At 39.8% G+C, this 23,692-nt stretch carries 24 protein-coding genes, 1 tRNA gene and 1 pseudogene; 16 read left to right on the top strand and 10 right to left on the bottom strand.

From position 1 onward, the window contains the following. Nucleotide 1: 1 nt before the first annotated feature. From queF to HHA41_RS07250, 3 genes are read right to left on the bottom strand one after another with little or no spacing between them, the layout of a single operon-like run. Complete coding sequence (gene queF, locus HHA41_RS07260; RefSeq protein WP_168418073.1) at nucleotides 2-817, bottom strand: NADPH-dependent 7-cyano-7-deazaguanine reductase QueF; 816 nt, start codon at nucleotides 815-817, stop codon at nucleotides 2-4. After that, on the bottom strand, nucleotides 817-1,590 hold the full coding sequence (locus HHA41_RS07255) for an ABC transporter permease (protein WP_168418074.1): 774 nt from the start codon (nucleotides 1,588-1,590) through the stop codon (nucleotides 817-819). Before HHA41_RS07255 ends, queF begins: the two co-directional genes overlap by 1 nt. Further along, nucleotides 1,587-2,522: an ABC transporter ATP-binding protein gene (locus tag HHA41_RS07250; RefSeq protein WP_168418075.1), complete on the bottom strand. Its 936-nt coding sequence runs from the start codon at nucleotides 2,520-2,522 to the stop codon at nucleotides 1,587-1,589. Before HHA41_RS07250 ends, HHA41_RS07255 begins: the two co-directional genes overlap by 4 nt. 179 nt (nucleotides 2,523-2,701) lie before the next feature. Between HHA41_RS07250 and HHA41_RS07245 the strand changes: the two genes are divergently transcribed. The 3 genes from HHA41_RS07245 to HHA41_RS07235 all read left to right on the top strand — a co-directional run bounded on the left by HHA41_RS07245 (nucleotide 2,702) and on the right by HHA41_RS07235 (nucleotide 3,884). Then, a tRNA-Arg gene (locus HHA41_RS07245) sits at nucleotides 2,702-2,777 on the top strand. Between the two features lie 164 nt (nucleotides 2,778-2,941). After that, complete coding sequence (locus HHA41_RS07240; protein WP_168461177.1) at nucleotides 2,942-3,139, top strand: hypothetical protein; 198 nt, start codon at nucleotides 2,942-2,944, stop codon at nucleotides 3,137-3,139. 526 nt (nucleotides 3,140-3,665) lie between these two features. Then, nucleotides 3,666-3,884: a hypothetical protein gene (locus HHA41_RS07235; protein WP_168419226.1), complete on the top strand. Its 219-nt coding sequence runs from the start codon at nucleotides 3,666-3,668 to the stop codon at nucleotides 3,882-3,884. 139 nt (nucleotides 3,885-4,023) lie between these two features. On the opposite strand, the gene HHA41_RS07230 is transcribed toward HHA41_RS07235, so the two are convergent. The 3 genes from HHA41_RS07230 to HHA41_RS07220 form a co-directional block, all read right to left on the bottom strand. Next, nucleotides 4,024-4,386 carry a hypothetical protein gene (locus tag HHA41_RS07230; protein ID WP_168419227.1) on the bottom strand — a complete coding sequence of 121 codons (363 nt, stop codon included), beginning with the start codon at nucleotides 4,384-4,386 and terminating at the stop codon, nucleotides 4,024-4,026. A 224-nt stretch (nucleotides 4,387-4,610) separates the two neighbouring features. After that, nucleotides 4,611-5,330, bottom strand: a complete 720-nt coding sequence (locus HHA41_RS07225) for a hypothetical protein (RefSeq protein ID WP_168461175.1) — start codon at nucleotides 5,328-5,330, stop codon at nucleotides 4,611-4,613. A 107-nt stretch (nucleotides 5,331-5,437) separates the two neighbouring features. Continuing rightward, nucleotides 5,438-6,136, bottom strand: coding sequence for an exonuclease domain-containing protein (locus HHA41_RS07220; RefSeq protein ID WP_168461173.1), 699 nt, complete (start codon nucleotides 6,134-6,136; stop codon nucleotides 5,438-5,440). Between the two features lie 226 nt (nucleotides 6,137-6,362). Between HHA41_RS07220 and HHA41_RS07215 the strand changes: the two are divergent. From HHA41_RS07215 to ahpF, 7 genes and pseudogenes are all read left to right on the top strand, one after another. Then, a pseudogene (locus tag HHA41_RS07215) lies at nucleotides 6,363-7,616 on the top strand (alpha/beta fold hydrolase). A gap of 178 nt (nucleotides 7,617-7,794) precedes the next feature. After that, entirely contained in the window at nucleotides 7,795-9,048 is a 1,254-nt protein-coding gene (glyA, locus tag HHA41_RS07210; RefSeq protein ID WP_019836649.1) for a serine hydroxymethyltransferase, read from the top strand. A gap of 163 nt (nucleotides 9,049-9,211) precedes the next feature. Continuing rightward, nucleotides 9,212-9,616 carry a nucleoside diphosphate kinase regulator gene (rnk, locus tag HHA41_RS07205; RefSeq protein ID WP_168461171.1) on the top strand — a complete coding sequence of 135 codons (405 nt, stop codon included), beginning with the start codon at nucleotides 9,212-9,214 and terminating at the stop codon, nucleotides 9,614-9,616. 204 nt (nucleotides 9,617-9,820) lie between these two features. Continuing rightward, a complete protein-coding gene (locus HHA41_RS07200; protein ID WP_168461169.1) occupies nucleotides 9,821-10,612 on the top strand; it encodes a tellurium resistance protein in 792 nt (263 codons plus the stop codon). Nucleotides 10,613-10,646: 34 nt separating this feature from the next. Next, nucleotides 10,647-11,774 carry a toxic anion resistance protein gene (locus tag HHA41_RS07195; protein ID WP_168461167.1) on the top strand — a complete coding sequence of 376 codons (1,128 nt, stop codon included), beginning with the start codon at nucleotides 10,647-10,649 and terminating at the stop codon, nucleotides 11,772-11,774. Between the two features lie 51 nt (nucleotides 11,775-11,825). Next, on the top strand, nucleotides 11,826-12,743 hold the full coding sequence (locus HHA41_RS07190) for a hypothetical protein (protein WP_168419234.1): 918 nt from the start codon (nucleotides 11,826-11,828) through the stop codon (nucleotides 12,741-12,743). A 253-nt stretch (nucleotides 12,744-12,996) separates the two neighbouring features. Continuing rightward, on the top strand, nucleotides 12,997-14,562 hold the full coding sequence (ahpF, locus tag HHA41_RS07185) for an alkyl hydroperoxide reductase subunit F (RefSeq protein WP_168461164.1): 1,566 nt from the start codon (nucleotides 12,997-12,999) through the stop codon (nucleotides 14,560-14,562). Nucleotides 14,563-14,776: 214 nt separating this feature from the next. On the opposite strand, the gene HHA41_RS07180 is transcribed toward ahpF, so the two are convergent. Both HHA41_RS07180 and yegQ read right to left on the bottom strand, forming a co-directional pair. Beyond that, a complete protein-coding gene (locus HHA41_RS07180; RefSeq protein ID WP_168419236.1) occupies nucleotides 14,777-15,046 on the bottom strand; it encodes a YfhL family 4Fe-4S dicluster ferredoxin in 270 nt (89 codons plus the stop codon). A gap of 28 nt (nucleotides 15,047-15,074) precedes the next feature. Beyond that, nucleotides 15,075-16,454: a tRNA 5-hydroxyuridine modification protein YegQ gene (gene yegQ, locus HHA41_RS07175; RefSeq protein WP_168461162.1), complete on the bottom strand. Its 1,380-nt coding sequence runs from the start codon at nucleotides 16,452-16,454 to the stop codon at nucleotides 15,075-15,077. Between the two features lie 326 nt (nucleotides 16,455-16,780). Between yegQ and HHA41_RS07170 the strand changes: the two genes are divergently transcribed. The 3 genes from HHA41_RS07170 to HHA41_RS07160 all read left to right on the top strand — a co-directional run bounded on the left by HHA41_RS07170 (nucleotide 16,781) and on the right by HHA41_RS07160 (nucleotide 18,081). After that, entirely contained in the window at nucleotides 16,781-17,401 is a 621-nt protein-coding gene (locus HHA41_RS07170) for a cation transporter (RefSeq protein WP_168419238.1), read from the top strand. 218 nt (nucleotides 17,402-17,619) lie between these two features. After that, nucleotides 17,620-17,874, top strand: a complete 255-nt coding sequence (locus tag HHA41_RS07165) for a hypothetical protein (RefSeq protein ID WP_168419239.1) — start codon at nucleotides 17,620-17,622, stop codon at nucleotides 17,872-17,874. A 21-nt stretch (nucleotides 17,875-17,895) separates the two neighbouring features. Beyond that, nucleotides 17,896-18,081, top strand: a complete 186-nt coding sequence (locus HHA41_RS07160; RefSeq protein WP_168419240.1) for a hypothetical protein — start codon at nucleotides 17,896-17,898, stop codon at nucleotides 18,079-18,081. A gap of 69 nt (nucleotides 18,082-18,150) precedes the next feature. Here HHA41_RS07160 and HHA41_RS07155 read toward each other — a convergent pair whose 3' ends face one another. Continuing rightward, nucleotides 18,151-18,930, bottom strand: coding sequence for a ferredoxin--NADP reductase (locus tag HHA41_RS07155; RefSeq protein WP_168419241.1), 780 nt, complete (start codon nucleotides 18,928-18,930; stop codon nucleotides 18,151-18,153). A gap of 102 nt (nucleotides 18,931-19,032) precedes the next feature. Here HHA41_RS07155 and tsaA point away from each other — a divergent pair, with 102 nt between their 5' ends. Continuing rightward, nucleotides 19,033-19,788, top strand: a complete 756-nt coding sequence (gene tsaA, locus HHA41_RS07150; RefSeq protein WP_168419242.1) for a tRNA (N6-threonylcarbamoyladenosine(37)-N6)-methyltransferase TrmO — start codon at nucleotides 19,033-19,035, stop codon at nucleotides 19,786-19,788. On the opposite strand, the gene HHA41_RS07145 is transcribed toward tsaA, so the two are convergent. Beyond that, nucleotides 19,785-21,044, bottom strand: coding sequence for a DUF4010 domain-containing protein (locus tag HHA41_RS07145; protein ID WP_171525587.1), 1,260 nt, complete (start codon nucleotides 21,042-21,044; stop codon nucleotides 19,785-19,787). The genes tsaA and HHA41_RS07145 overlap by 4 nt on opposite strands. A gap of 191 nt (nucleotides 21,045-21,235) precedes the next feature. On the opposite strand from HHA41_RS07145, the gene HHA41_RS07140 reads away from it, so the two are divergent. Together HHA41_RS07140 and HHA41_RS07135 are read left to right on the top strand one after the other, a co-directional pair. After that, the gene (locus tag HHA41_RS07140; protein WP_168419243.1) at nucleotides 21,236-22,993 is read left to right on the top strand and encodes a GspE/PulE family protein; all 1,758 of its coding nucleotides are present in this window, start codon (nucleotides 21,236-21,238) and stop codon (nucleotides 22,991-22,993) included. Between the two features lie 85 nt (nucleotides 22,994-23,078). Next, nucleotides 23,079-23,435, top strand: a complete 357-nt coding sequence (locus HHA41_RS07135; RefSeq protein ID WP_168419244.1) for a NirD/YgiW/YdeI family stress tolerance protein — start codon at nucleotides 23,079-23,081, stop codon at nucleotides 23,433-23,435. Nucleotides 23,436-23,692: the final 257 nt, after the last annotated feature.

Below are 23,692 nucleotides of genomic sequence, written 5' to 3'. Positions count from 1 at the left end.
TTTATTGTCGCGCTAAACGAATAGGGCGAGGCATCCATGTTAAGTCCGATACACGACATGGGTTAATGTCTAAACCACCACGACGTGTATAGGTTGCATATACCATCAACTTTTCTGGTGCAAATTTTTGCCAAATATCTGCAAACATTTGTTCCACGCATTGTTCGTGAAAACCATTATGCTGACGATATGAAATAATATAAGCCAAAATACTGCGATAACAAGGTTTTTTGCCTTGATAACGGATAAAAACTGTACCCCAGTCAGGTTGTCCAGTGACTGGGCAATTACTGCGCAATAAATGAGAGTAAAGTTGTACCTCTACATCTTCTGCCTGTTCTAAATCAAACTGTAATAAGCTTGGATCAGGATGTTGCTCCAAGCGTTCAGGACTAAGTTGATCTATGCAAATGCCCTCAGGCTGACTGATGGCTAAATCATCAACCTGAAATAGCGTTAGCGTAACTGGTGCTTCTGCTGCTGCAGTTAAATCATGCTCTACCGTTTCAATAAAATTGGCAGGAGATTGAAAACGGGTAAAGTTCATACTGTTGAAGTAAAGCTTTAGCGATTTAGATTCAATCAGGTTAGGCGAGGATGCAGGTAAGCTAATACGACCAATCGCAACCTGAGGGACACCTTCAGCATTTAGCCAAGAAATTTCAAAAACGTGCCACCAGTCCTGACCGAGTTGGATGCCTTCAACGTCAGCATATTTTTCACGTGCAGCCGCACGTGAAATAGGGAATAAAATATCGGGTTGATATTCGGTTGGGTAGTTGGTGTCTTTACCAAGGAGAGATTGTTCAACACTCATTATTCACGCATTCCTGAGCCACGAGAAAGTAAATGATAGGCGATGCCATACAGCGCGGCACAGCATAGTGTAATCACTGTGAGTGAAATCGTCACGTTTACATCGCTATGACCTAGAATGCCGTAACGGAACGCATTGACCATATACACGACTGGGTTAATTAAAGATAAGTTTTGCCAAAATGGACTGAGAGCGCTAATTGCATAGAACACACCGCCTAAATACGTCAGGGGTGTTAAAACAAACGTTGGAATAATGGAAATATCATCAAAAGATTTGGCATAGACTGCATTAATAAAGCCACCTAAAGAAAACAAAAAGGAGGTGATTAAAACAGTATAAATAGTCACGAACCAATTGGTAATATAAAGGTCTGTAAAGAAAAGGCTCATTGCTGTCACAATAATGCCGACCAATACACCACGGCAGACGCCACCCAATACATAGCCCCATAAAATGGCATGTAAAGGTACAGGACTCATAATCAGCTCTTCAATGCTTTTTTGGAATTTTGCACTAAAAAAACTTGAAGATACGTTGGCATAACTGTTGGTGATGACAGCCATCATAATTAAGCCAGGCACAATAAATTGCATATAGCTAAAGCCGCCCATTTCACCAATACGTGAGCCAACCAAATTACCAAAGATTACGAAGTACAAACTCATGGTGATGGCAGGTGGTAATAAGGTTTGCGGCCAAATCCGCATAAAACGACGAATTTCTTTATGAACTAAGGTGTAGAGTGCAATACGCAGTTGGGTAAAATTCATTGCGCAGCTCCATCTAAATTCTTTTCGACCATTTTGACAAATAACTCTTCTAGACGGTTCGACTTGTTTCGCATACTGCGCACCCGAATACCTTGTGCTTCTAACAGTTGGAACAAATCGTTCAGGCTATGGGCTTTATCCATCGTGACTTCTAAAGTCACAGCATCGATTAGATTAAAGCGAACCCCAATGATGTCCAGTTCAATCGGTTGAATGGGTTCAGCCAAATCAAAAATAAAAGATTCTTCATTCAGTTGATTGAGGAAGTTTTTCATAGAGGTGTCTTCTTTAATCACACCACGGTCAATAATCGCAATGCGACGACACAGCATTTCTGCTTCTTCTAAATAGTGTGTGGTCAGAATGATAGAGGTGCCTTTATCATTCATCTCCGTGAGAAAATCCCACATAGAACGACGTAATTCGATGTCAACACCTGCAGTTGGTTCATCTAAAATCAGTAATTTCGGTTCATGCATCATGGCACGTGCAATCATCAAGCGGCGTTTCATCCCACCCGATAACATGCGGGCTTGAGTGGCGCGTTTATCCCAAAGCCCAAGTTTTTCTAAATATTCTTCTGCACGTTGTTCTGCGATCTTTTTTGGAATACCGTAGTAACCTGCTTGAGTAACTAAAATATCAAAGGTTTTTTCAAACTGACCAAAGTTAAATTCCTGCGGAACAACACCCAAACACTGCTTGGCTTGCGATGGCTGTGTATCTAGATCATGACCAAAAATTTCTACTGTGCCTGAAGTTTTTTTGGTGAGAGAACTGATGATGCTAATGGTTGTAGATTTACCTGCACCATTTGGCCCAAGTAGGGCGTAAAACTCACCCTCAGGTACGCTCAAATTAATGCCCTTAAGCGCTTGGAAGCCATTTCGATAGGTTTTCGATACGTCCCTTAACGTCAATGCATCAGTCATGAAATTCTCACTTGAGGAATAGAGCAACTATTGTGAGCGATCTTGCGCAATAAACCAAGTGAGCAGCATGGAATTCTATGTTGCAACTTTGGAACATTGCTTAAAGCATAAGCATAAAATTGTTCAACTTATATATAGTTGCTTTACCTTGAGCAATTTTTTGTTATGATGTGCAGCGCGCGCTCATAGCTCAACTGGATAGAGTACAGGTCTCCGAAGCCTGTGGCGTGGGTTCGAGTCCCGCTGAGCGCACCAAATTTCCATAAAAGAAAAGCACAACCTAGCTGAAATATAAAAATACTTGAAAAGTATATAAAAAATTAAGATAAACGTTCGATGCTATTTGCCATAGCGTGTTTGATTATTTCAGCCTATAAAGCTCACATATTTTAAAAACTCAAACATCTGAGGGCTGCTAGATGGGCTATATCGTTAAACTCATACCAGAAAATCTTTATTTTGTGCCACATGATAATGAAATTGGTACAACAGAATTTCGAAGTAAAGCGGTTGCTGAAGGTTTATTTTATGACTATGCAGCAGCTACTGCTATGGCGAAAATGTATAACAAAGATATGGTGCAAGATGTTGATTATGAAATTGAATTGATAGAGTAAGAATTTAATTAATTTTTTACTGAGGTTGCATTGTAGTTATATATATTTTGCTTGTTGTGGCAAGCGCATAAAATTATGCAGTAAATACCAAACTAATCAAGATGATTTGTGCTGAGCAATCGTATTGAAATGTAGTAGGGCCTTGTGGCGATCAAAAACTTTACCTATATTAAAACTACAGTAGGTCATTCAATGAAATAGACGCTACGATGAAGTTGGACGGATCAATGACAGCTCGTTGAGTTTGCAACATAGGTTCAAACAATAAATCAGCACTAGCCTTCCAACATAAAAAAGCTCGCAGCAATGCGAGCTTTTTCTATGCTAGAATAAAGACCAAGCAACTTTACAGTGATTTTGTAAGTTGTAAATAAAAATTTTAAAAAATATGATGTTGAAATATAACGATAATTAAATTGTTCTTTAAAAAATTACTACATTGTCAAACAATTTAACATCTCACTTTTTTAAAAAATTTATAAGCTATGGTATAAAAAATTTCCGTCAAGAAAAAAAGGGAACAACAATGACGCAACTAGTCGATATTAAAGTTAAGGACCAATTCAGCCATATTTACGAAGCAAAGGCATTGCTGCGTAATATTCCAGAAAGCTCATTGGCCGCGGGTTTGGCACTTTTCCACAAAATTGAACATATTATTGTAGAGGGTGAAGTGATTTTGCCAAGTATCGAACTTTTATTTGAAAGTCGTGAATCTGACAGTATTTTCCGTGTTTTGGAGTAAATTTTTGTGATTCCAAGATTCGTTTAAAGAAGCTCACCTTGATGAGCTTCTTTTGTTTTGGGTCGATATTTTTTACAGAAGCAAATGCAGCAATATGCTGACCAACTTTATTATTAAAATATCAATCGATTCGATTTGATCATTTGCCATTTTCAATCAGCTGAATACTTACATCGTATTTATCAAATTCTTGAATAACTTTCTGAATGACTGTTTGTCCTATTGAATCTTTGGCCTGAAAACTAATTTCCTGATTCGTCTGACTATCAAAACATTCAATTTGCTGAATTTGCCATTGCTGTGCGTCAGCGCTTTGTTGAATCACAATTCGACGAGGTTGCAGTTGTGCAGAAATTTGACGTGGCAATACATTAGTGATTGCCAGTTGTACTTGATGCTCTTGGTCTTTCGGGCTTAAAAAGGTAATAACCCAATTGCCCACTTTGCTTAATTGCATTGGATTGTCGTAAGCATCAAACTCTAAAAAAAATGCATTGCCCATGCCTAAACCCTAGCTTCAACAATTTTGGATAATCCCTATATCGCTGATTTGGATTGCTTAGAGCTATGCATCTAAAGTCTTAGTTTATGCTGGAATACTATACTTACAGTCTATTTTAGATTTCAAATCTATATGAAAAATAATAAAAAATAGAATAGACCTAAGTTTATTTATGGTTTTTTAATCGTTTAAAAGACTTAGAGTGAATTAAAAACATCTAAGCGTTAAGTAGGATTAAGTTTCTGTAAAGAATAATTAATTTGCTGCAAAACTCGATTTAACTCTTTAGGTGGCAAACGCGTTTCTTGCAAAGAGGTAATCCACTGCATTTGGCATAGTTTTAAACTGCGAATATCTTGCGATTGTAAAATGCGCTGAATTAATTGCTTGGCCATGAGCCCACAATGACGCTGCAAAGTATCCATCATTAAAAATTTAATATCTTCAAAACTTAGGGCTGAAATTTCTAGTTGAGCTGCTTCATGCTGTACAGTTTTTTCTTCTACCACTGTTTCTGTGGATGTTACAGCTTCGGCGTATGTTTCTGTATTTACACGTGGTGGGGTAAGGTGTAAATGTTGTGTTTGAATCGGCGCTGCCAAACTTTCTGCATGAGAGGGCTGGGGAGCACTGGAAAGATGAGTTTGAATTTCAGTTTGAAAAACCTGCGGGGCAGAAGTAGTTTCTGCTTGATGTGTATTTTCGATTGTTGCTGTAAGTGTTAAGTCTGGGGTTTCATCAAGCGCAGCAGGCGCAATGAGTTGCATATCTAAAAGCTGCTCAATGAGTTCAGGTGGTGCAAGGCGTTGCTTGAACTGATCACCCAATAAATCAAAATCTTCAGTACCTATGAGTACTAACAAACGACGTTGGCGTGCATTTAAATCACGAGTGCGTTGTTGTAGAGCATCTAAACCGAGTTGAGTTTTTTGATAATTAAACATGACCTTAATTTATTCCCCAATAAATTAAGGCACAGCTTAAATGTTGATAATTACATTAATATGAACAATTTATGACAAGTAAATGCAATAAATTTCACTTGAAACTTTTATAAAGTTTGAATTCGGGTATTTTCTAAGGCTTTGCGTAAGTATGGGTCTAAATCTTCTTGACGTAATAACCATTGCACATAATCTGCAGGGAGTTCTGCAATTGCAGTCCCGCGATGTTTACCAAAATTAATGATTTGTGGAATACGCGCTTCTTCAGAAGCGACATACAACTCTTCAAGACTTTTAATTTGGAGTTGATGAACTTCATGCATCAAAATATTGGCCGTTAAAATAATATCCATATCGGCACGATGTGCTTTTTTAATCATGTCTCGGGCTTTTTCACTGCCTTTGGTTATCATGTAAATTAAGGCTGAAATATTGTGTGCTTCGGCATTCGGCCAAACACGACGTGCCAACGCCAGCGTGCAAATCGCTTTGATATTACGGGTATCTACACCACATTTTTCCAGTGCACGAATATCATAATCAATATTGTGACCGATGATATAGGTCGTTTCAGCAGGCAACTCAAAACTGCTGTAGTGTGGTTGATCGACCAAATCTGACTCTAAAATATGATGAACTGCCATCGCTGCAAATGAAATCGGCTCATCGACTTGATACAGCTGATCGAAAATTTGACTTTTATCTAAGCTGATTTTTCCATCTTCAATTTGAATAGGGGCATAGGCAATCTCAATCGGTTGACCATTTAAGGTATGGGTTTCGGTGTCGAGAATAATGGCTTGCATGTCCTGATTCGCTTGCTGAATAGTGAAAAAAGCAATCTAACATTTGCATGTACGTATGACAAATTGAATTAGATTGATGTTGGATATTTGATGTGTGATGAATCTTGCATTTTATTTGTAAGTATTTGATTTTAAATAAAATGCATTTGCATATTAATTGACGTAATCTTGCTTGAATTGCTAAAAAAGCGTACAACTATAAATTGCGAAGGACGCATACATAACAATATTAAGAGAAGGGCGAAGCAATGAAAAAATATGGCTGAGTGTGGCTTTGGCCAGCAGTAGTTTGTTGTTAACAGCATGTAATGATGATCATGACGATACTAGCGTTGTAGTAATTGATGATGGTATTCCGAAACATAGTATTATCAATCCTTTGGTGCTTACACCTAAAGCTTATGATGCGTCAGATATGTCAGCAACAGCAGCGGAAAGTGTCATAATGACCTATAAAATGTTAGGGGTAAATGGAAATGAAGTACAAGCGACTTCTTTGTTATTTACACCTAAAACAGCACCACCAATCACGGGTTGGCCTATTGTGGTTTGGGCTCATGGCACGACAGGTGTGGCAGATGATTGTGCACCGAGTAAAGCACCTTTAAATATGTATATTAAGGGGATGATTGATCAATTACTGGCAGCAGGTTATGTCGTGGTCGCCCCAGACTATGAGGGTTTAGGTGAGCCAAGTGAAAATGAAGCCCATCCTTTCTTAAACTTGCAGAGTACTGCATTTTCTATTACAGACGCGGTGGTTGCAGCACGTAATTATTTGGGTAATCAAGCCGCTAAACAATGGATGACTGTAGGACATTCGCAAGGTGGACATGCTGCATTAGGGGCTGCGCAGTATGCTTCACGTGCTCAGTTGGATTATAAAGGTACGATTGCGATAGCCCCTGCTTCTAATTTAGCTGCGATTTTGACCATGGGAGAACAGCAGGCAGCTCAATTAACAAATTTAGAAGCAAAAATTAATACTTTAGCTATGCTGGATACATATACAGCACTGATTACGGCGGGTCTAAGAAATAAAAATCCTAGTCTAAGTTATCAGCAAGTGTTTAAATCTCCAACTGATGGGATTGCTGCACTTGCAGACACTGAATATTCTGATATTTTAGGTGTTAAACTAGGGGTGGCAATGGGGCAATACGCTGCTGGAAATGAGTGGAGTATCGATGGGTATCCTCGGACGCAACCGAATTTCTTAAGCTTGGCAGATGTGAGTCAATTTTTATCGAAAGATTCACAACCATTACAAGTCAAAGTTAATTAGCTAGTTATTATTTACCAAGGTGGAGCTGATGCGGTGGTACCTAAAGTTGCAACAGATTTATTGTTGAGTGGTGCAGCAGCAAAGCAATCGAGTATTCAATATCATGCAGAAGCAACTTGGGATCACCACACGGTCTTAACAAATAATATTGAATATATCGTTAATGATGTAAAAGCTTTAATGCCTATTCAATAAGTCTTTGAATACCGATATAATATTGAATTGATCTGAAATAGCTCGTGTTTTATCCGAAACATGAGCTATTTTTATGTAAAACTGAGCAAAGTTCATTCTCTCAGTTCGCAAACTTTATGCTACAATACGCGCCAATCTTAGCACGGCTTAAAAGCCCTAAATTAATAGGACCTCGCTAATGTTTGCCAATATTTCTATTGCCGAATTTGATCCAGAATTAGCTCAAGCGATCACCAATGAAGATGCGCGTCAAGAAGCTCATATTGAGTTAATTGCTTCTGAAAACTACTGCTCACCTGCAGTAATGGAAGCACAAGGTTCAAAACTTACCAATAAATATGCAGAAGGCTACCCAGGCAAACGCTACTACGGCGGTTGCGAGTACGTAGATATTATTGAACAACTGGCGATTGACCGTGCTAAAGAACTCTTTGGTGCAGATTATGCTAACGTTCAACCACACGCAGGTTCGCAAGCAAACTCTGCAGTTTACTTAGCCTTACTTAACCCAGGCGATACTGTATTGGGCATGAGCTTGGCTCACGGTGGTCACTTGACTCACGGTGCAAAAGTAAGCTTCTCTGGTAAAACGTATAATGCTATTCAATACGGCTTAAACCCAGAAACTGGCGAAATTGATTACGAAGAAGTAGAGCGTTTGGCGCTTGAACACAAACCACGCATGATCGTTGCGGGTTTCTCTGCGTATAGCCAAATTGTAGACTGGCAGCGTTTCCGTGACATCGCAGACAAAGTAGGCGCATATTTATTCGTAGATATGGCTCACGTTGCGGGTCTAGTGGCAGCAGGTGTTTATCCTAACCCTGTACAAATTGCAGACGTAACGACCACTACTACACACAAAACATTACGTGGTCCACGTTCTGGTCTAATCCTTGCTAAAGCCAACGAAGAGATCGAGAAAAAATTACAATCTGCTGTATTCCCAGGTAACCAAGGTGGCCCATTGGTACACGCAGTTGCAGCAAAAGCGATTTGCTTTAAAGAAGCAATGGCGCCTGAATACAAAGCTTATCAGCAACAAGTTGTGAAAAATGCACAAGCAATGGCTGAAGTTCTTATTGAACGTGGCTATGATGTGGTATCTGGCGGTACGAAAAACCACTTGTTCTTGCTTTCTTTAATCAAGCAAGATATTACTGGTAAAGATGCAGATGCATGGTTAGGTGCGGCGCACATTACTGTTAACAAAAACTCAGTACCAAATGACCCACGTTCTCCATTTGTAACCTCTGGTATCCGTATTGGTACACCAGCAGTAACTACACGTGGTTTTGGTGAAGCTGAAGTGCGTGATCTTGCAGGTTGGATTGCAGACATTCTTGACAGCAAAGGTGACGAAGCTGTAATTAATACTGTAAAAGCAAAAGTTGAAGCTGTTTGCGCGAAATTCCCAGTTTACGCAAAATAAGCACATCCTTGAGAAAAGCCCCTCAAGGGGCTTTTTTTTATGGATGTAAAAAAATGATTCTTCATTCAATAAGCTGAATTTCTGTTATAACTTAAGCGTATTGAATATGAGGGTAGATAAGCTGATTGATTCAGTGTTTGTCTAATGACAGGAATATAAGTAAATGATTAAACCAAAGATTATTATTTCAGAACAAGATTTGCATCGTTTAGAAACAATGCTTGAGCATCAACCAAAATTGACGCCTACGATGCAACATTTAGAAGATGAGTTAGCACGTGCCGAAGTCGTTGCTCCTCAAGACGTACCTGCAAATGTAGTGAGTATGAATGCCCGTGCGTTGATTACCATTGCACCTGCAAAAGAACCGACTGAAATTACCTTGGTTTATCCACATGATTTTAAAGGTGAGAAAGGACAGGTGAATGTGGTTGCACCTGTAGGCACGGCCATTTTAGGTTTAGCTGAAGGGCAAGAAATTGAATGGCCACAGCCAGACGGTCATTTGATGAGAGTCAAGATTGAGAAAATTCTGTATCAACCAGAGCGCGAAGGGGATTATTTATAATCCTGCGTTTGGAACATTCAAAGGCCATGTAGATCATGGCTTTTTTATGCACTGAAATTATCAATTAGGCTTTAACACATGGATGAGTGAGCATGAATATTAATTAGCCTTGAATGCAGATCGAAATAAAAAATTGCAAAATATTACATGACCTTAGCCATAAAACACGTACTATAAAATCAGAAACGAGGGTTGTATTGGTCTATGTCTCAGTTTGAAATTTTACCAGCCTTGCAAGATATTCCAGTCGATCGTACTGAGCTATTGGCTATTCAGCGTAATGACTTGGTGCCTTTGCTGAATGATCAATATCGTTTAAATCATTATGCAGATCAGCTGATTCAGGCACAAGCAGTATTGTTGGATGGTGTAGATCCGCATTTAACCCAACAATTGAGTGCGACCATTGAGCAACTCATACAAGCCTTGGGTAATTCTAAAAAAGTGTTGAAGCAACGTAAGTTCAATGCGCTGCAAAAGTGGCTGGGTATTGATTTGGAATATGGTGCAGGGCAGGTGCAATACTATAAGCATCTAGATGTTTTGTTACAGCAAGCAGATACGCTGAGTCAGAAGCTACAAATTGAGATTCAAAAGTCCCAATCACGTTTTCAGCAGCTTATTGGTTTACGTGAGCAAATGGCCAAATATATTCAAGCGGCTGATGAATTTTTATTGGAATATCCTAAGTTTGTGCGTAATCAGCATCCCTTAGATAATTTTAACGAAAGACTGACCAAGAAAATTTATAGTTTAAAGACGTTGCAAAGCAGCAATGATATTGCCATTACACAAATGCAACTTTCACAGCAACTTTCTTTTAGTTTGTTAGACCGTTTTAAAGAAGCACAACAGGTGTTGATTCCTGCATGGCAATATCATGTTAAACAAAGTCAGCAAAGTGGTTCGCACAGTCAGTTAGAAAAGCTGGATCATAGTCGTGAACATTTAATTAAGAGTTTAAGAAAATCCTTAGAAAAGCCTGCGCAATCGTAATGCGTTCAGTCTTGCACTATAGAGAGGTAAAAATATGTCAACTTCTGAACAACATCAGCTATCTGTCCAAGTGAGTGATGCGCAGGCTGAACAGCAGTTTCAGCAACTTAATTTGCAGGAAATTGGTTTGCAGGCTGAAGATTTTCAAGAGGTATTGGCTGTGCGTAAAGAGTTGAGTGATTTGAATCATCATGCAGTTGCAGAATATGGAAAAAATATTGCCAGTAAAACCTCAGCTTATACCGATGAGCTTTTAGGCTTAGTACAAAATAAAGATTTAGATGTGACTGGGCAGAAGCTGAATCAGGTGGTGCAGGTTGCACAGCAGTTAAATACCAACAGTATTTTAAATCCACAAAAAAGTAGTGGTTTCTTAGGTGGTTTATTCAATAAACTCAAAGGCGCTAAGCAAAGTTTTGATCAAAATTTTAACAGTACCAAAGAGCAGATTGATAGTTTAGTCACTGAAATTGAAAGCTCACAAAATGGTTTAAAAACCCGTGTAAACACGCTTGATCAAATGTTTCAGGGTGTGCAGGATGAATATAAGCAACTAGGAGTTTATATTGCAGCGGGCAAACTAAAGCAGCAGGAAATTCAGCAGCAACTCGCTGAATTTTCAGCACAACCCCAAGACCAAACCACAACGCAAAAAATTTATGACCTGAATCATCTTGCCAATAATTTGGAAAAACGGGTCAGTGATTTACAAGTGTTGCAGCAATCTGCCATGCAAACTTTACCTATGATTCGGATTATTCAGTCCAATAATTTAATGTTGGTCGATAAGTTTTATGCGATTAAGAACATTACTTTACCAGCGTGGAAAAACCAGATCAGTTTAGCAATTTCTCTAAACGAGCAGAAAAATAGTGTGCAGTTGGCCAACAGTATTGATGATGCCACCAATGAATTGCTACGCCGTAATGCAGACTTATTACATCAAAATTCTGTAGATACCGCCAAAGCCAATCAACGTTCGGTGATTGATATTGAAACCCTTGAACACGTACAAAATACCCTCATTAAAACGGTTAATGATGTGATTCAGGTGCAAAAAGAGGGGATGCAAAAACGTGCTGAAGCAACTACACGTCTGCGTGCTTTGCAGGATAATCTGAATCAACTGGTCATTAGTTCCAGTCAACATTCAGGCCATTAATGGGCAGGTATTGTAAATTTAATCTGAAAATTGCTGAATAGGAGTTTAATTTTGCCACCACTCGATGAATATGCCATCCAGCCACAACAGTTGCAAACAGGTGTTGTGGCATTACAGCAGCGCCAAAAAAAGCTGGGTATTTTGGCAGTAGTGTCTATGACACTTTTGCTAGCATCGGTGATCGGCTTTTTTATTCAGCAAGACGTAATTTACAGTTTTTTTGGCTTAAGCACTGAAGTTCAGCAGTTACACATGCCAGCAAGTGTGGATGCGACATTAGCCAATTTAGGGCAGCAGCCTGATTATTTTTTTAGCTTGTTGTCTTGGTTTGGCTGGCTGATACTGAAATTATCGGTCTCATTCATTGGCGCATTTTTCCTTATTTATTTGCTTAAAAAAATACGTTTTTTTTATATTCGCTTTCAGTCTTTTGTGCTGAAATTTGTAGGCTGGTTAATCAGTTTTATTGTGTTATGGTCGGCTTTGAGCTATGTACAGCATGATCTGCAAGATGATACGCAGGATGTGTATGCCAAAATTGTGCATTATGAGCGCAATATTCAGGAAAGCGAACTGGCACGTTATTTACAAGAGGCCGACCTTGCTGCACCAGTGGAAGCCTATTTGTTGGCACAAACTGCGCTGATGCATCATCCTGCAGATAAAGATGCAGCTATTCCACAAGTGCTGAATTTGGTTAAAGCAGAACAGCTAGACCCTCAGTTTTTACATTATGGCTTTAAGCCTGAGCAGTTATGGACGATGCAGCAACAGGTTTATGGAAAAGCACTAACGCCTATGGCACAAAGTGTAAGTAAACAAGTGCAGCAAGCCGAACAATTCAATACAGTGGCACATTATCTTAGTCTTGCGCTCATTGTTATGATGGCAATTGTTTCGGCATTTTTGTGGTTTTTATCATGGCACTTGCAGCAGCGCATCTACCGTATTCAACAGCGTTTAGAATAAAGTAGGATTAAAACGTGATTTCGTAGTAATCGCTTCAGCAGTCACACCTAAATTATGTTATTGTGAAATATGAATGATTTAGGTGTAGTTGCTGTGTTCAATGAGTGTCGCTAAATTTTATGCAGTATTTGTAAAATTGAGCAACCATTTGAAAAAACGATCATAAATATAAAAATAAACCGTTTCACCTATACATGAAATTTTCGTAAGATAACTTCAACGACATAATTTTACTCCATTGGAGACGTTAGCCATGTTAGATCAAAATACTTCTGCACAACTTAAAACTTTATTAGAACGTCTTGAAAGCCCGATTGAACTTGTGGCGACTTTAGATGGTTCAGATAAATCTGCCAAAATTAAAGAATTGGTCGAAGAAATTGCGGCACTTTCGCCTCAAGTTACTGCACGTTTTGACGGTCAAAATTCACGTGCACCAAGTTTTGGGATTGCAAAAGTAGGTGAGCAACCGCGCGTATTTTTCGCAGGTTTGCCAATGGGACATGAATTCACTTCATTAATCTTGGCTTTATTGCAAACTTCAGGTTATGCACCAAAAGTATCGGATGAAGTTTTAACGCAAATCAAAGAATTAAATCTTGCATCTAACTTTGATGTGTTTGTATCGCTAAGCTGCCATAACTGTCCAGACGTGGTGCAAGCGTTGAACCTGATTGCGATTTACAACCCAGGTACAACTGCAACCATGATTGATGGTGCTTTCTTCCAAGACGAAGTTGAGCAACGCAAAATTATGGCTGTACCAATGGTATTCCAAGATGGCAACCATATTGGTCAAGGTCGTATGACACTTGAAGAGATTGTGGCTAAATTGGATACAGATTCTGCAAGCAAAGATGCTGCAAAATTGAATGCCAAAGAAGCGTTTGATGTCTTGGTGATTGGTGGTGGCCCTGCAGGTAATACTTCTGCAATTTACTCTGCACGTAAAGGTATCCGTACCGGTATTGTGGCTGAGCGCATGGGCGGTCAGGTTATGGATACGATGGACATTGAGAACTTTACCTCAATCCAGAAAACCCAAGGTCCAAAATTTGCAGCAGAAATGGAAGCACACGTGCGTGAATACGATGTAGATATTATGAATCTACAAAAAGTATCTGCAATTAAAGGTGCTGATGAAACTGCCAATGGTCTGGTTGAAGTGACTTTGGAAAATGGTGCAGTACTTGAATCGAAAACGGTCATCTTATCTACAGGTGCACGTTGGAGAGAAATGAATGTACCGGGTGAAGCAGAATACCGTACTCGTGGTGTAGCGTATTGCCCACACTGTGATGGTCCATTATTTAAAGGCAAACGTGTTGCAGTAATTGGTGGTGGTAACTCTGGTGTAGAAGCTGCGATTGACCTTGCAGGAATTGTAGAGCATGTGACTTTGGTTGAGTTCGATACTAAATTACGTGCTGACCAAGTCTTGCAAAACAAATTAAATAGCATGCCAAATACAACCGTGATTACCAATGCATTATCGACTGAAGTGATTGGTGATGGTGCACAGGTCACTGCATTGAAATACAAAGACCGCGAGACAGATGAAGAGCATACGGTTGAACTTGCAGGGATTTTCGTACAAATTGGTTTATTGCCAAATACGGACTTCTTAAAAGAGTCAAAAGTAGAGTTAACGAATCGTGGTGAGATTGTGATTAATGAGCGCAACGAAACCAATGTAAAAGGTGTATTTGCTGCGGGTGACTGTACAACTGTACCGTACAAGCAAATCATTATTGCAACTGGCGAAGGCGCGAAAGCATCACTTTCAGCATTCGATTACATCATCCGTTCAGGTCAGTAAGTGCTGAACCCATCGAACTAAAAGGATAGCGCCTGAGTTCCCCAATACTCAGGCGCTATATTCGCTAAAGTGCGTATCTGCACAGTATTGATTATTTATTCTATTTTTTGTTTTAAGAACTGAGTCGGCTAACAACTCAGTTCTTTTTTTCTTAAATAGTCCGCTTTATTTCTAAGTTACGATTGGACTTTCTGAAGATAGTTCCAGGCTTGCTTTAATGACTTGGATTATTTTGTCCAAACAGATTCAGTTGCTTAAACTTTTCTTGCAGTTGCTCCTTGGTTTCTACATGCTCAGGATGCGGAATAATGCATTCAATTGGGCAGACAGATACACAGGTTTGATAGTCGTAAAATCCAACACATTCCGTGCAACGATCTACATCAATTTCATAGACCTTTTCACCCTCATAAATCGCTTCATTCGGGCATTCTGGCAAACACATATCGCAATTGATGCATTGATCGGTAATCAGTAGTGCCATTGCAGAAACTCGCTTAGTTCATTGCCACTTAGGCTTGATAGGCCAAAGAAGACGCAGAAATATCGGCAGTCGAATTTGGCAGGTTGCGAATGAGCAGGGCATAACGCATATCAACATCCGCAGGAACAGGAATTTCTACAATATGCCCTGAACCTTTGGCATCTTCAATCAAATTACCTTTTTTGTCTTTAATTTCGGTTAAGTTGAAGTAGATATTGCCCTGTGGTGTCATCAATTCTAACGAGTCGCCCACCACAAAACGGTTTTTCACATCAATTTTAATATAGTCGCCATTGCGCTCTAAAACTTCACCACAGAATTGTTGATGATCAAAACTAGATGAGCCTGTTTCGTAGTTTTGGTATTCGCTGTGAACATGGCGACGCAAGAAACCTTCGGTATAACCACGGTTGGCTAGACCTTCTAACTGTGTCATAAGCGCTGGGTCAAATGGTTTACCTGCCAACGCATCATCAATGGCTTTACGGTAAATTTGTGCGGTACGTGCACAGTAGAAATAAGACTTGGTACGACCTTCAATTTTAAGGGAGTGGATACCCATTTTAGTTAAACGATCTACGTGTTGTACCGCACGTAAATCTTTAGAATTCATAAAGTAAGTGCCGTGCTCATCTTCTTCGGCAGCAAACATATCTTCTTCATTACGTTGTAACAGTACAGGTTCGTTGAATTGATGCTGCGCCTGCATGTGCTGTTCATCTGCATCGGCTTCTGCTGAAATATTTTTGACAGGAATCACGTCGCCTGTTTCATCTTCAACAGCATCGTGAATTTTGTATTCCCAGCGGCAGGCATTGGTGCATGCACCTTGGTTGGCATCACGTTTATTCATATAGCCTGAAAGCATGCAGCGACCTGAATAGGCCATGCACAATGCGCCATGTACAAATACTTCAATTTCCATGCCAGGCACGTTGTTTTTAATTTCTTCGATTTCATCAATCGACAACTCACGTGAAAGAATGACACGAGTGAGTCCCATATTCTGCCAAAATTTCACCGTGGCCCAGTTCACGGCATTGGCCTGTACCGACAAATGCACAGGCATGTCAGGGAAGTTTTCACGCACCATCATAATCAGACCTGGGTCAGACATAATCAGGGCGTCAGGTTGCATCGCCACCACAGGTGCTAGGTCACGAATAAAGTTTTTCAGTTTGCTATTGTGTGGCTGGATGTTGACCACTACATAAAACTTTTTACCTAATTCATGGGCTTCTTGAATGCCAATGGCTAAATTGTCATGATCGAATTCATTGTTGCGCACGCGTAAACTGTAACGCGGCTGCCCTGCATAGACAGCATCTGCCCCATAAGCGAAGGCATAGCGCATATTTTTTAAAGAGCCAGCAGGAGAAAGAAGTTCGGTGACGTGGGAAATGGTCATGATCAAAAAAGCAATAGCAGAAATATGGCTTTATTGTATGAATCTAAATTTAGGATTCAACCTAGTAAATAGCTCGGGATTCAGAAGAAAACTCATGTTGACCATCAATATTTGGATATCAAAGATAGGTTTGCTGTGGATTAAAATTTAAAAATAAGTGATGAACTCAAAAAGAAATGCTGCAGATTGATCAGGGTAGCTAAATATGACAGTTTTGCTCAATCATCAGCAAGGCATAATCTTATTTGTTAAAATGAAATAAAGACTAGTTTGTCTTTTTAAATCAGCAGCATCATCTCAGTTGTATTTTGAAAGAAGGTGTATCTATGGCCTGTACTTGTAGTCATGAACCTGCACCCATTAAACCCAACAGTAAATTTAGAACAGCACTGTGGATTGCTTTGGTGATTAACCTGAGCATGTTTGTGGTGGAGTTGATTGGTGGTGCTTATGCACATTCATCTGCTTTATGGGCAGATTCGCTGGACTTTTTCGGCGATGCTGTGAATTACGGTATTTCACTGGCAGTGCTGAGCGCAAGTTTATATTGGCGTGCTACAGTGGCATTGCTGAAAGGTATGACTATGGCTTTGTTCGGTGTTGTTGTGTTGGGCAAGGTGATATATGCCTATGTGCAAGACATTCCTCCTGAAGCCATGACCATGGGTGTTATTGGCACAATCGCTTTGTTGGCCAATGTATTTACTGCTTATATTTTATTTACCTTCCGTGATGGTGATTCAAATATGAAATCGGTTTGGCTGTGTAGCCGAAACGATGCGATTGGTAATTTTGCAGTGATTTTAGCGGCCATTGGTGTGTTTGGCACAGGCAGTTTAATCCCTGACCTTGTGGTAGCAGTGATTATGGCCAGTTTAGGTTTAACCGCAGGTTATCATGTGATTCAACAAGCCTTGGCGGAGAGACGGATGAATGTGCCTGAATAAAAGAATAAATTTTAAATCTAATTTAGAAAACTCAGGTCAAACACTTTCCTGAGTTTTTTTAATGGTTGAGAAAGTTGAATTTGACGTCAAAAATATTTGAAAGTTATGCTGAATTGCTATTTACAAAAAATAATATATATCTAAAATTAAAAATAAATTGATGTATTTTAAATGATTTTAAAAATTATATTTATTATTTTTTTTGAATTGAGGGTTTAATGAAACTAATCAAACTAATTTCTATAGCAAGCCTAGTTGCTTTGGCTGGTTGCAGTTCTAAAGTTGTTACTTATGACACTGCGGGGCAGGTAATTGGTTCATGTGTGGCGACACAGGGCTTTATTTTAGGGGCAAAAGCGGTGTGTTATGGCGGTGCCAATTTACAAGGGATTAACTATTCTAAAGTAGATGAACGTACGGGTTTATTGCCTGCCGTACCGACCAATACGCAGATTTCGCTGCAACAAGATTAATTTTTTAAGAGGGGTAATCCAATGAAAATTTCTAGTTTAATCGCATTAACAGCGGCTATTTTAATGACAGGTTGTGCTTCAAAAGTTACGACTTATGATTCGAGTGGTCGTGTAATTGGTTCATGTCAAGCAGAGCGTGGTTTTGTAATTGGCGGTGGTGCACACTGTGAAGGGCGTGCCAACCAAGAAGGCCGTAGTGTACGCTAATTGATATTAAATATAAAACCGAGCATCAATGCTCGGTTTTTTATTTAAATAGACTATTTCTACATTCAATTATTTTTCAACGAAAGCACGTTCAATCACATAGTCACCTAGTTCACCCATACGTGGTGATTCTTTTAAACCGTGCTGATCAAGCAAAGATGCAACATCTTTTAAGAAAGCAGGGCTACCGCATAACATTGCACGGTCAGTTTCAGGGTTAAAACGTGGTAAACCAATTTTTTCAAATATTTCGCCAGACTCGATTGCTGTAGTCACACGACCTTGGTTTGGATATTCTTCCCGGGTCACTGTTGGGTAATACACAAGTTTTTCACGAATACCAAGTTCTTGGAAAAACTCATGATTTGGCAGTTCATTTAAGATTAAGTCTTGATATGCCAATTCAGAAATAAAACGAGTACCGTGTACGACAATGACTTTTTCAAAGCGTTCATACGTTTCTGGGTCACGAATGGTTGCTAAGAACGGTGCTAAACCTGTACCAGATGAAAGCAAGTATAAGTTTTTACCTGGATTTAAATCGTCAAGTACCAAAGTTCCTGTTGGCTTTTTAGAAACAAGTAACTCATCGCCAACTTTCACTTTTTGTAAAATTGAAGTAAGCGGGCCGTCAGGTACTTTAATAGAGAAGAATTCTAGTTCTTCTTCATAATTAGCACTGGCAATTGAGTAAGCGCGCATTAAGGGCTTGCCATTGACTTCCAGACCAATCATCACAAATTGACCGTTTTTAAAACGCAGTGACGTGTCACGGGTAGTTTTAAAACTGAATAGGGTGTCATTCCAGTGGTGTACGTGAGTAATCTTTTCGACGTTGAAAGCAGCCATTAAAGGTCTCAATAAATTATCAAATTAGAACAGCTTGCTATTCTAATCTAAATTCATTCTCTATAAACTGAATATATTTAATTGAGCTTATCAGAAAAAGTGATGAAGACTGATCTAAAAATGCCAATAATCGGATTTATGCATTCTCCCTACCGAGAAAAATTTGGTATTCCTCGTCAACCGAATCTGGTACAGGTCGAATCTTATATTGAAATGCAGGCGCCGTATAATGATGCACTGGCATTTGAAGGGATTGAAGCATTTAGTCATTTATGGTTAATTTGGCAGTTTCATGACAATAAAAATCAAATTGAAGATCAGCAAACAGCATCAACCCAGCAAAACAATAAGTTTCGTGCCCAAGTGCGCCCGCCACGTTTAGGCGGTAATCAAAAAATAGGTGTCTTTGCGACACGCAGTATGTATCGTCCTGCACCCATTGGTTTATCTGTGGTGCAATTTAAACAGGTCAAAAAAGTGGGTAAGTCACTCCGAATTTATGTGACAGGGGCAGATTTACTCCACGGTACGCCTATTTTAGACATTAAGCCCTATATTCAATATTCAGATGCTGTGCCTCATGCACAAAGTGGCTATGCGCAAGATGAGCCGATACGAAAAACAGTATTGTGGATGGAGACTGCTGAAATACAAAAAGCTGAGTTGCTCAGTTTAGGCTTGTTGCAGCCGCAGATTGTGCAGGAACTGGAACAGGTCTTGGCTTTAGACCCACGACCTGCATATCAGGATGACCCTGAGCGAATTTACAATATGCGTTTTGCAGATTTTGATGTGAGTTTTAAAGTTGATCTGAACTGCGTTTATATTTGCAAAATCGTCTTACTTCATACGGATTAAACCAACATATATAAAATACCGACCAAAACCAGCATGTGTAAAATTTGGGTCGGGGCAAAATATAAGGCAAATCGCAAACCACCAATCAGCGCAGCATTCACACATTTGGCAATGGCATGCGCAACCACACCTAAAATTAAGGCATAGAGTAATGTTTGCTGGCTAGGTGGGCCTTGCATCACCACTGTTGCAATGGCGGCATGAACTTCAAATAAAGATGCGAGTAAGGTCCCAATGATTAAGCCTGCATCGCCCAAGGTTTGTTCTAAGCCGTAAACCATTGCTTGAATGGCTGTTAAAGTCGCTACAATTATTGCAGCTTCTTTTAGGCTGAACATACGTGTGTCGGTTTCAGGTTTTGTTGTTGTGGTGCTTTTATGCTTTTTGAGCAGCCATACCCCTGCAACAGTGAGCACCAATATTCCTGCTAAACATGGCAGAATTAACAGCTTAAACCATGCCAAATTGACTCCCGCCACAATAATTAGCATTTGCGCAAGTGTTGCAACACAAGACATCAGAGCTGCACCAGCATTAGCACGTGCATCACCACGACCTGCACGCACTTCCATGCCTAAACTAGCAATGGTTGCTGTACTGGAAACAAAACCTGAAGCAATGGCAGAAAGCATGAGCGCATTACTGCTGGAAAGTAAGCGTTTAGCAATATGTGCCAACGCCTGCACACTTAAAATTAAAATCAGCAGTTTTAAAATCACATAAGGATTAAGGACATTGCCCCATAAAGGTGTATTGGGAGTCAATGGCAAAGCAATCAGCACTAGGGCCAATAAGAACAAGCCATCACGCAGTTCTGCTTCGGTAATCCATTGGCTGACAATACCATGCATGGTGTGTTTGGTCATGAGTAAGCCAGTCAAAATAACCGACAAACCCGCAGCAAGTGGAATATTCCACAAACACAATGCGCCTATAAAATAGGTCATAACAAAGGCCAATTCGGTGGTTGCACCGGGGTCATCTTCCGTTTGGTTTTTAAGGGAGTACAAACCAATTCCACCAACAATCAGTGCACCCACAATAGCGAGCGGTGTGCCAAATAAAAAGCAGATTGCACCTAACAGCGAGCAAATACCGAAGGTACGCACTCCCGCGAAGTGATGATGTTGTCCATTTCTCTTGCTGCGCTCACGCTCTAAACCAATGAGTAAACCACAGCCTAGCGCTGCTGCAAAAATGGTGAGCAGTTCGGGGAAATTGGTTGTGATTAAAGAGGGTGGTGTAAGTGAATCCACTGCAACATTCCAAATACAATACGCTATTTTAAACATCATATATTTGAAATGCGCTTATCGCTATTTAAGAATCGATTTTTCCAGTAAATTCCTGACTAGATTAAACAATACGGCATACATGAGTTGAAGAAGACATTCAGTCCTGAAAGTAAACTCTGCTATAGTAAACCCAGATTTTGGGGCAAATAACAATGAATTTTAATTTTGAGATAGACAGTACTTGGTGCTTAGAACAATTAGTCAAAGATGGCAAAATTACCGAGCGCGATCAGGCTTTGGTACAAACCACGCATCGTCAGCGTGACCAGTTAAAATGGCATCCGCTGCAATGGATTGCAAACTTTAATTTGGTCGATCAAAGCCATCCCCAAACGACACTTACCCTCAACCGTTTATGCCAGTGGCTGGCCGATAAAGCAGGCTTACCATTTTATATTATTGATCCTCTAAAAGCCGATGTTGCTGCTTTAACGGCAGTGATGTCACAAGAATTTGCATTGCGTAATCGCATATTAGCCGTTGAAATTACCGCAGATGCGGTGCTGATTGCGACAGACCAACCTTATAAAAATGAATGGGTCGCAAATTTAGAACGTAGTTTATTGCCTAAAAAAATTCAGCGAGTTTTGCTCAGTCCAGATCAACTGCAGCGTTATTTGGTTGAATATTACCAAGTCAGTCGCGCTGTTCATTCTTCGCAAAAATCTTCTGCGCATGACCGTGAAAATAAAGGGGTCGAAGCATTATTGCAATTGGGCGACACCCAAAACCCAGATGCCAATGATCAGCATATTGTGAAATTGGTGGATTGGGTGCTGCAATTTGCCTTTGAGCAGGGTGCAAGTGATATACACCTAGAACCACGTAAAGACACAGGTAAAGTGCGTTTTCGTATTGATGGGGTGCTGCATACCATCTACAACATGCCGGCCAATACGCTCACAGCAGTAATTTCCCGAATTAAAATTTTAGGTCGCATGAATGTCGCTGAAAAACGCAAGCCGCAAGATGGACGCTTAAAAACCCGAACACCTAAAGGACAAGAAACAGAACTGCGTTTATCGACCTTACCCACGGCATTTGGTGAAAAACTGGTCATGCGTATTTTTGATCCTGAAGTTCTGGTGCGCAGCTTTCAGCAGCTCGGTTTTGACAGTCGCTTACTGAACGAATGGTATGCACTGACGGCACATAGTCATGGCATTATTTTAGTGACAGGCCCAACAGGTTCGGGTAAAACCACCACCTTGTATTCTTCTCTGAAGCAATTGGCCACAGAAGAAGTCAATGTCTGTACTATTGAAGACCCAATTGAAATGTTAGAACCGAGTTTTAACCAAATGCAGGTCAATACCGCAATTGATCTTGGCTTTGCCGATGGGGTACGCGCCTTAATGCGTCAAGACCCAGACATTATTATGGTCGGGGAAATTCGTGATCATGATACGGCAAACATGGCAATTCAAGCGGCGCTCACAGGGCACTTGGTTTTATCTACACTACATACCAATGATGCACCATCAAGTTTGACTCGTTTGCATGATTTGGGTGTGCAACCGTTTTTAACAGCCGCCACAATTTTAGGAGTCTTGGCGCAGCGTTTGGTGCGTAAACTATGCCCACACTGTAAACAGGAAGGCTCAATCAATGAAAAAGATTGGGAACATTTGACCTTTGACTACATTATGGAAATGCCAGCACAGGTATTTAAACCGGTTGGATGTGATGAATGTCGTCAAACTGGCTATAAAGGTCGAGTCGGAATTTACGAATTTATGCCTTTAAGTTTGGATACCAAACAATTGATCAGCGCTAATGCCAATTTAAATGAATTGCGTCAGCAAGCTAAAAAAGAGGGGATTGAACCCTTGCGTATTGCAGGCGCACGAAAAGTTTTGGAAGGCGTGACTACATTAGAAGAAGTATTGCGTGTGGTGCCATTAAATTAAAAAAATGATGCAATCTTAAGATTCAGCTCATCTTACTTTGTTTTAATACATTTAACGAAATGAGCCACACAAAAAAGGTGAAGCAATGAAATTTACAATGAAAGCAGTATTGATGGCGGGTTTAATGGCAGCAGCATCAGTTACGATGGCAGATGACACTATTAACACCCAAGCACTGCATAAAAATGTGACGGTGAAACAAGCCCTAAGCTTAAAAGATGACAGCAAAGTGCAGTTAAAAGGCTATGTCGTTAAAGCCATTGGTGATGAAAAATATCAGTTCCGTGATAGCACGGGCACCATCACTGTTGATATTGATGATGATTTATGGAATGGCAAAGCAGTTTCTGCCAAAACGCCTGTAACTTTAATTGGTGAAGTGGATGTAGACCACAAACCTGCAAAACGTGTTGAAATTGATGTAGATCAGGTGCGCTACTAAGTTTGTGCAGTGTAAAGACAAGATTCATTTTACATCGTCTTGATCTCACTAAAAAACCACATACGCCATAAGGTGTATGTGGTTTTATTAATTTAAGGCTTATTCCAAGCACGAATGATTTTAATAATGAACAGAGTAATTAACTATAACTAAAAATATAGACAAATATTTGCATAAGTTCTCATTTTGTCTATGTCGATTCAGTAGTGGCAAGGTGGGTATTTATTAGAGATTTAAATGATTATCTTTTGTATTTT

The sequence above is a fragment of the Acinetobacter sp. A1 genome, from assembly GCF_012371315.1.
In the GTDB taxonomy this organism is placed as follows: Bacteria; Pseudomonadota; Gammaproteobacteria; order Pseudomonadales; family Moraxellaceae; genus Acinetobacter.
Note: the sequence above shows the minus strand (reverse complement) of the source record. Positions and strands in the feature narration are given on the sequence as shown.

What these genes read in the sequence shown, in the direction of transcription:
- HHA41_RS07235 (WP_168419226.1), top strand. Translation starts at nt 3,666, where the DNA reads ATGACGCAACTAGTCGATATTAAAGTTAAGGACCAATTCAGCCATATT.
- HHA41_RS07180 (WP_168419236.1), bottom strand. Translation starts at nt 15,046, where the DNA reads ATGGCACTACTGATTACCGATCAATGCATCAATTGCGATATGTGTTTG.
- HHA41_RS07240 (WP_168461177.1), top strand. Translation starts at nt 2,942, where the DNA reads ATGGGCTATATCGTTAAACTCATACCAGAAAATCTTTATTTTGTGCCA.
- HHA41_RS07160 (WP_168419240.1), top strand. Translation starts at nt 17,896, where the DNA reads ATGAAAATTTCTAGTTTAATCGCATTAACAGCGGCTATTTTAATGACA.
- HHA41_RS07230 (WP_168419227.1), bottom strand. Translation starts at nt 4,386, where the DNA reads ATGGGCAATGCATTTTTTTTAGAGTTTGATGCTTACGACAATCCAATG.
- HHA41_RS07225 (WP_168461175.1), bottom strand. Translation starts at nt 5,330, where the DNA reads ATGTTTAATTATCAAAAAACTCAACTCGGTTTAGATGCTCTACAACAA.
- glyA (WP_019836649.1), top strand. Translation starts at nt 7,795, where the DNA reads ATGTTTGCCAATATTTCTATTGCCGAATTTGATCCAGAATTAGCTCAA.
- HHA41_RS07155 (WP_168419241.1), bottom strand. Translation starts at nt 18,930, where the DNA reads ATGGCTGCTTTCAACGTCGAAAAGATTACTCACGTACACCACTGGAAT.
- tsaA (WP_168419242.1), top strand. Translation starts at nt 19,033, where the DNA reads ATGAAGACTGATCTAAAAATGCCAATAATCGGATTTATGCATTCTCCC.
- HHA41_RS07140 (WP_168419243.1), top strand. Translation starts at nt 21,236, where the DNA reads ATGAATTTTAATTTTGAGATAGACAGTACTTGGTGCTTAGAACAATTA.
- yegQ (WP_168461162.1), bottom strand. Translation starts at nt 16,454, where the DNA reads ATGACCATTTCCCACGTCACCGAACTTCTTTCTCCTGCTGGCTCTTTA.
- HHA41_RS07170 (WP_168419238.1), top strand. Translation starts at nt 16,781, where the DNA reads ATGGCCTGTACTTGTAGTCATGAACCTGCACCCATTAAACCCAACAGT.
- ahpF (WP_168461164.1), top strand. Translation starts at nt 12,997, where the DNA reads ATGTTAGATCAAAATACTTCTGCACAACTTAAAACTTTATTAGAACGT.
- queF (WP_168418073.1), bottom strand. Translation starts at nt 817, where the DNA reads ATGAGTGTTGAACAATCTCTCCTTGGTAAAGACACCAACTACCCAACC.
- HHA41_RS07250 (WP_168418075.1), bottom strand. Translation starts at nt 2,522, where the DNA reads ATGACTGATGCATTGACGTTAAGGGACGTATCGAAAACCTATCGAAAT.
- HHA41_RS07255 (WP_168418074.1), bottom strand. Translation starts at nt 1,590, where the DNA reads ATGAATTTTACCCAACTGCGTATTGCACTCTACACCTTAGTTCATAAA.
- HHA41_RS07135 (WP_168419244.1), top strand. Translation starts at nt 23,079, where the DNA reads ATGAAATTTACAATGAAAGCAGTATTGATGGCGGGTTTAATGGCAGCA.
- rnk (WP_168461171.1), top strand. Translation starts at nt 9,212, where the DNA reads ATGATTAAACCAAAGATTATTATTTCAGAACAAGATTTGCATCGTTTA.
- HHA41_RS07165 (WP_168419239.1), top strand. Translation starts at nt 17,620, where the DNA reads ATGAAACTAATCAAACTAATTTCTATAGCAAGCCTAGTTGCTTTGGCT.
- HHA41_RS07200 (WP_168461169.1), top strand. Translation starts at nt 9,821, where the DNA reads ATGTCTCAGTTTGAAATTTTACCAGCCTTGCAAGATATTCCAGTCGAT.
- HHA41_RS07220 (WP_168461173.1), bottom strand. Translation starts at nt 6,136, where the DNA reads ATGCAAGCCATTATTCTCGACACCGAAACCCATACCTTAAATGGTCAA.
- HHA41_RS07195 (WP_168461167.1), top strand. Translation starts at nt 10,647, where the DNA reads ATGTCAACTTCTGAACAACATCAGCTATCTGTCCAAGTGAGTGATGCG.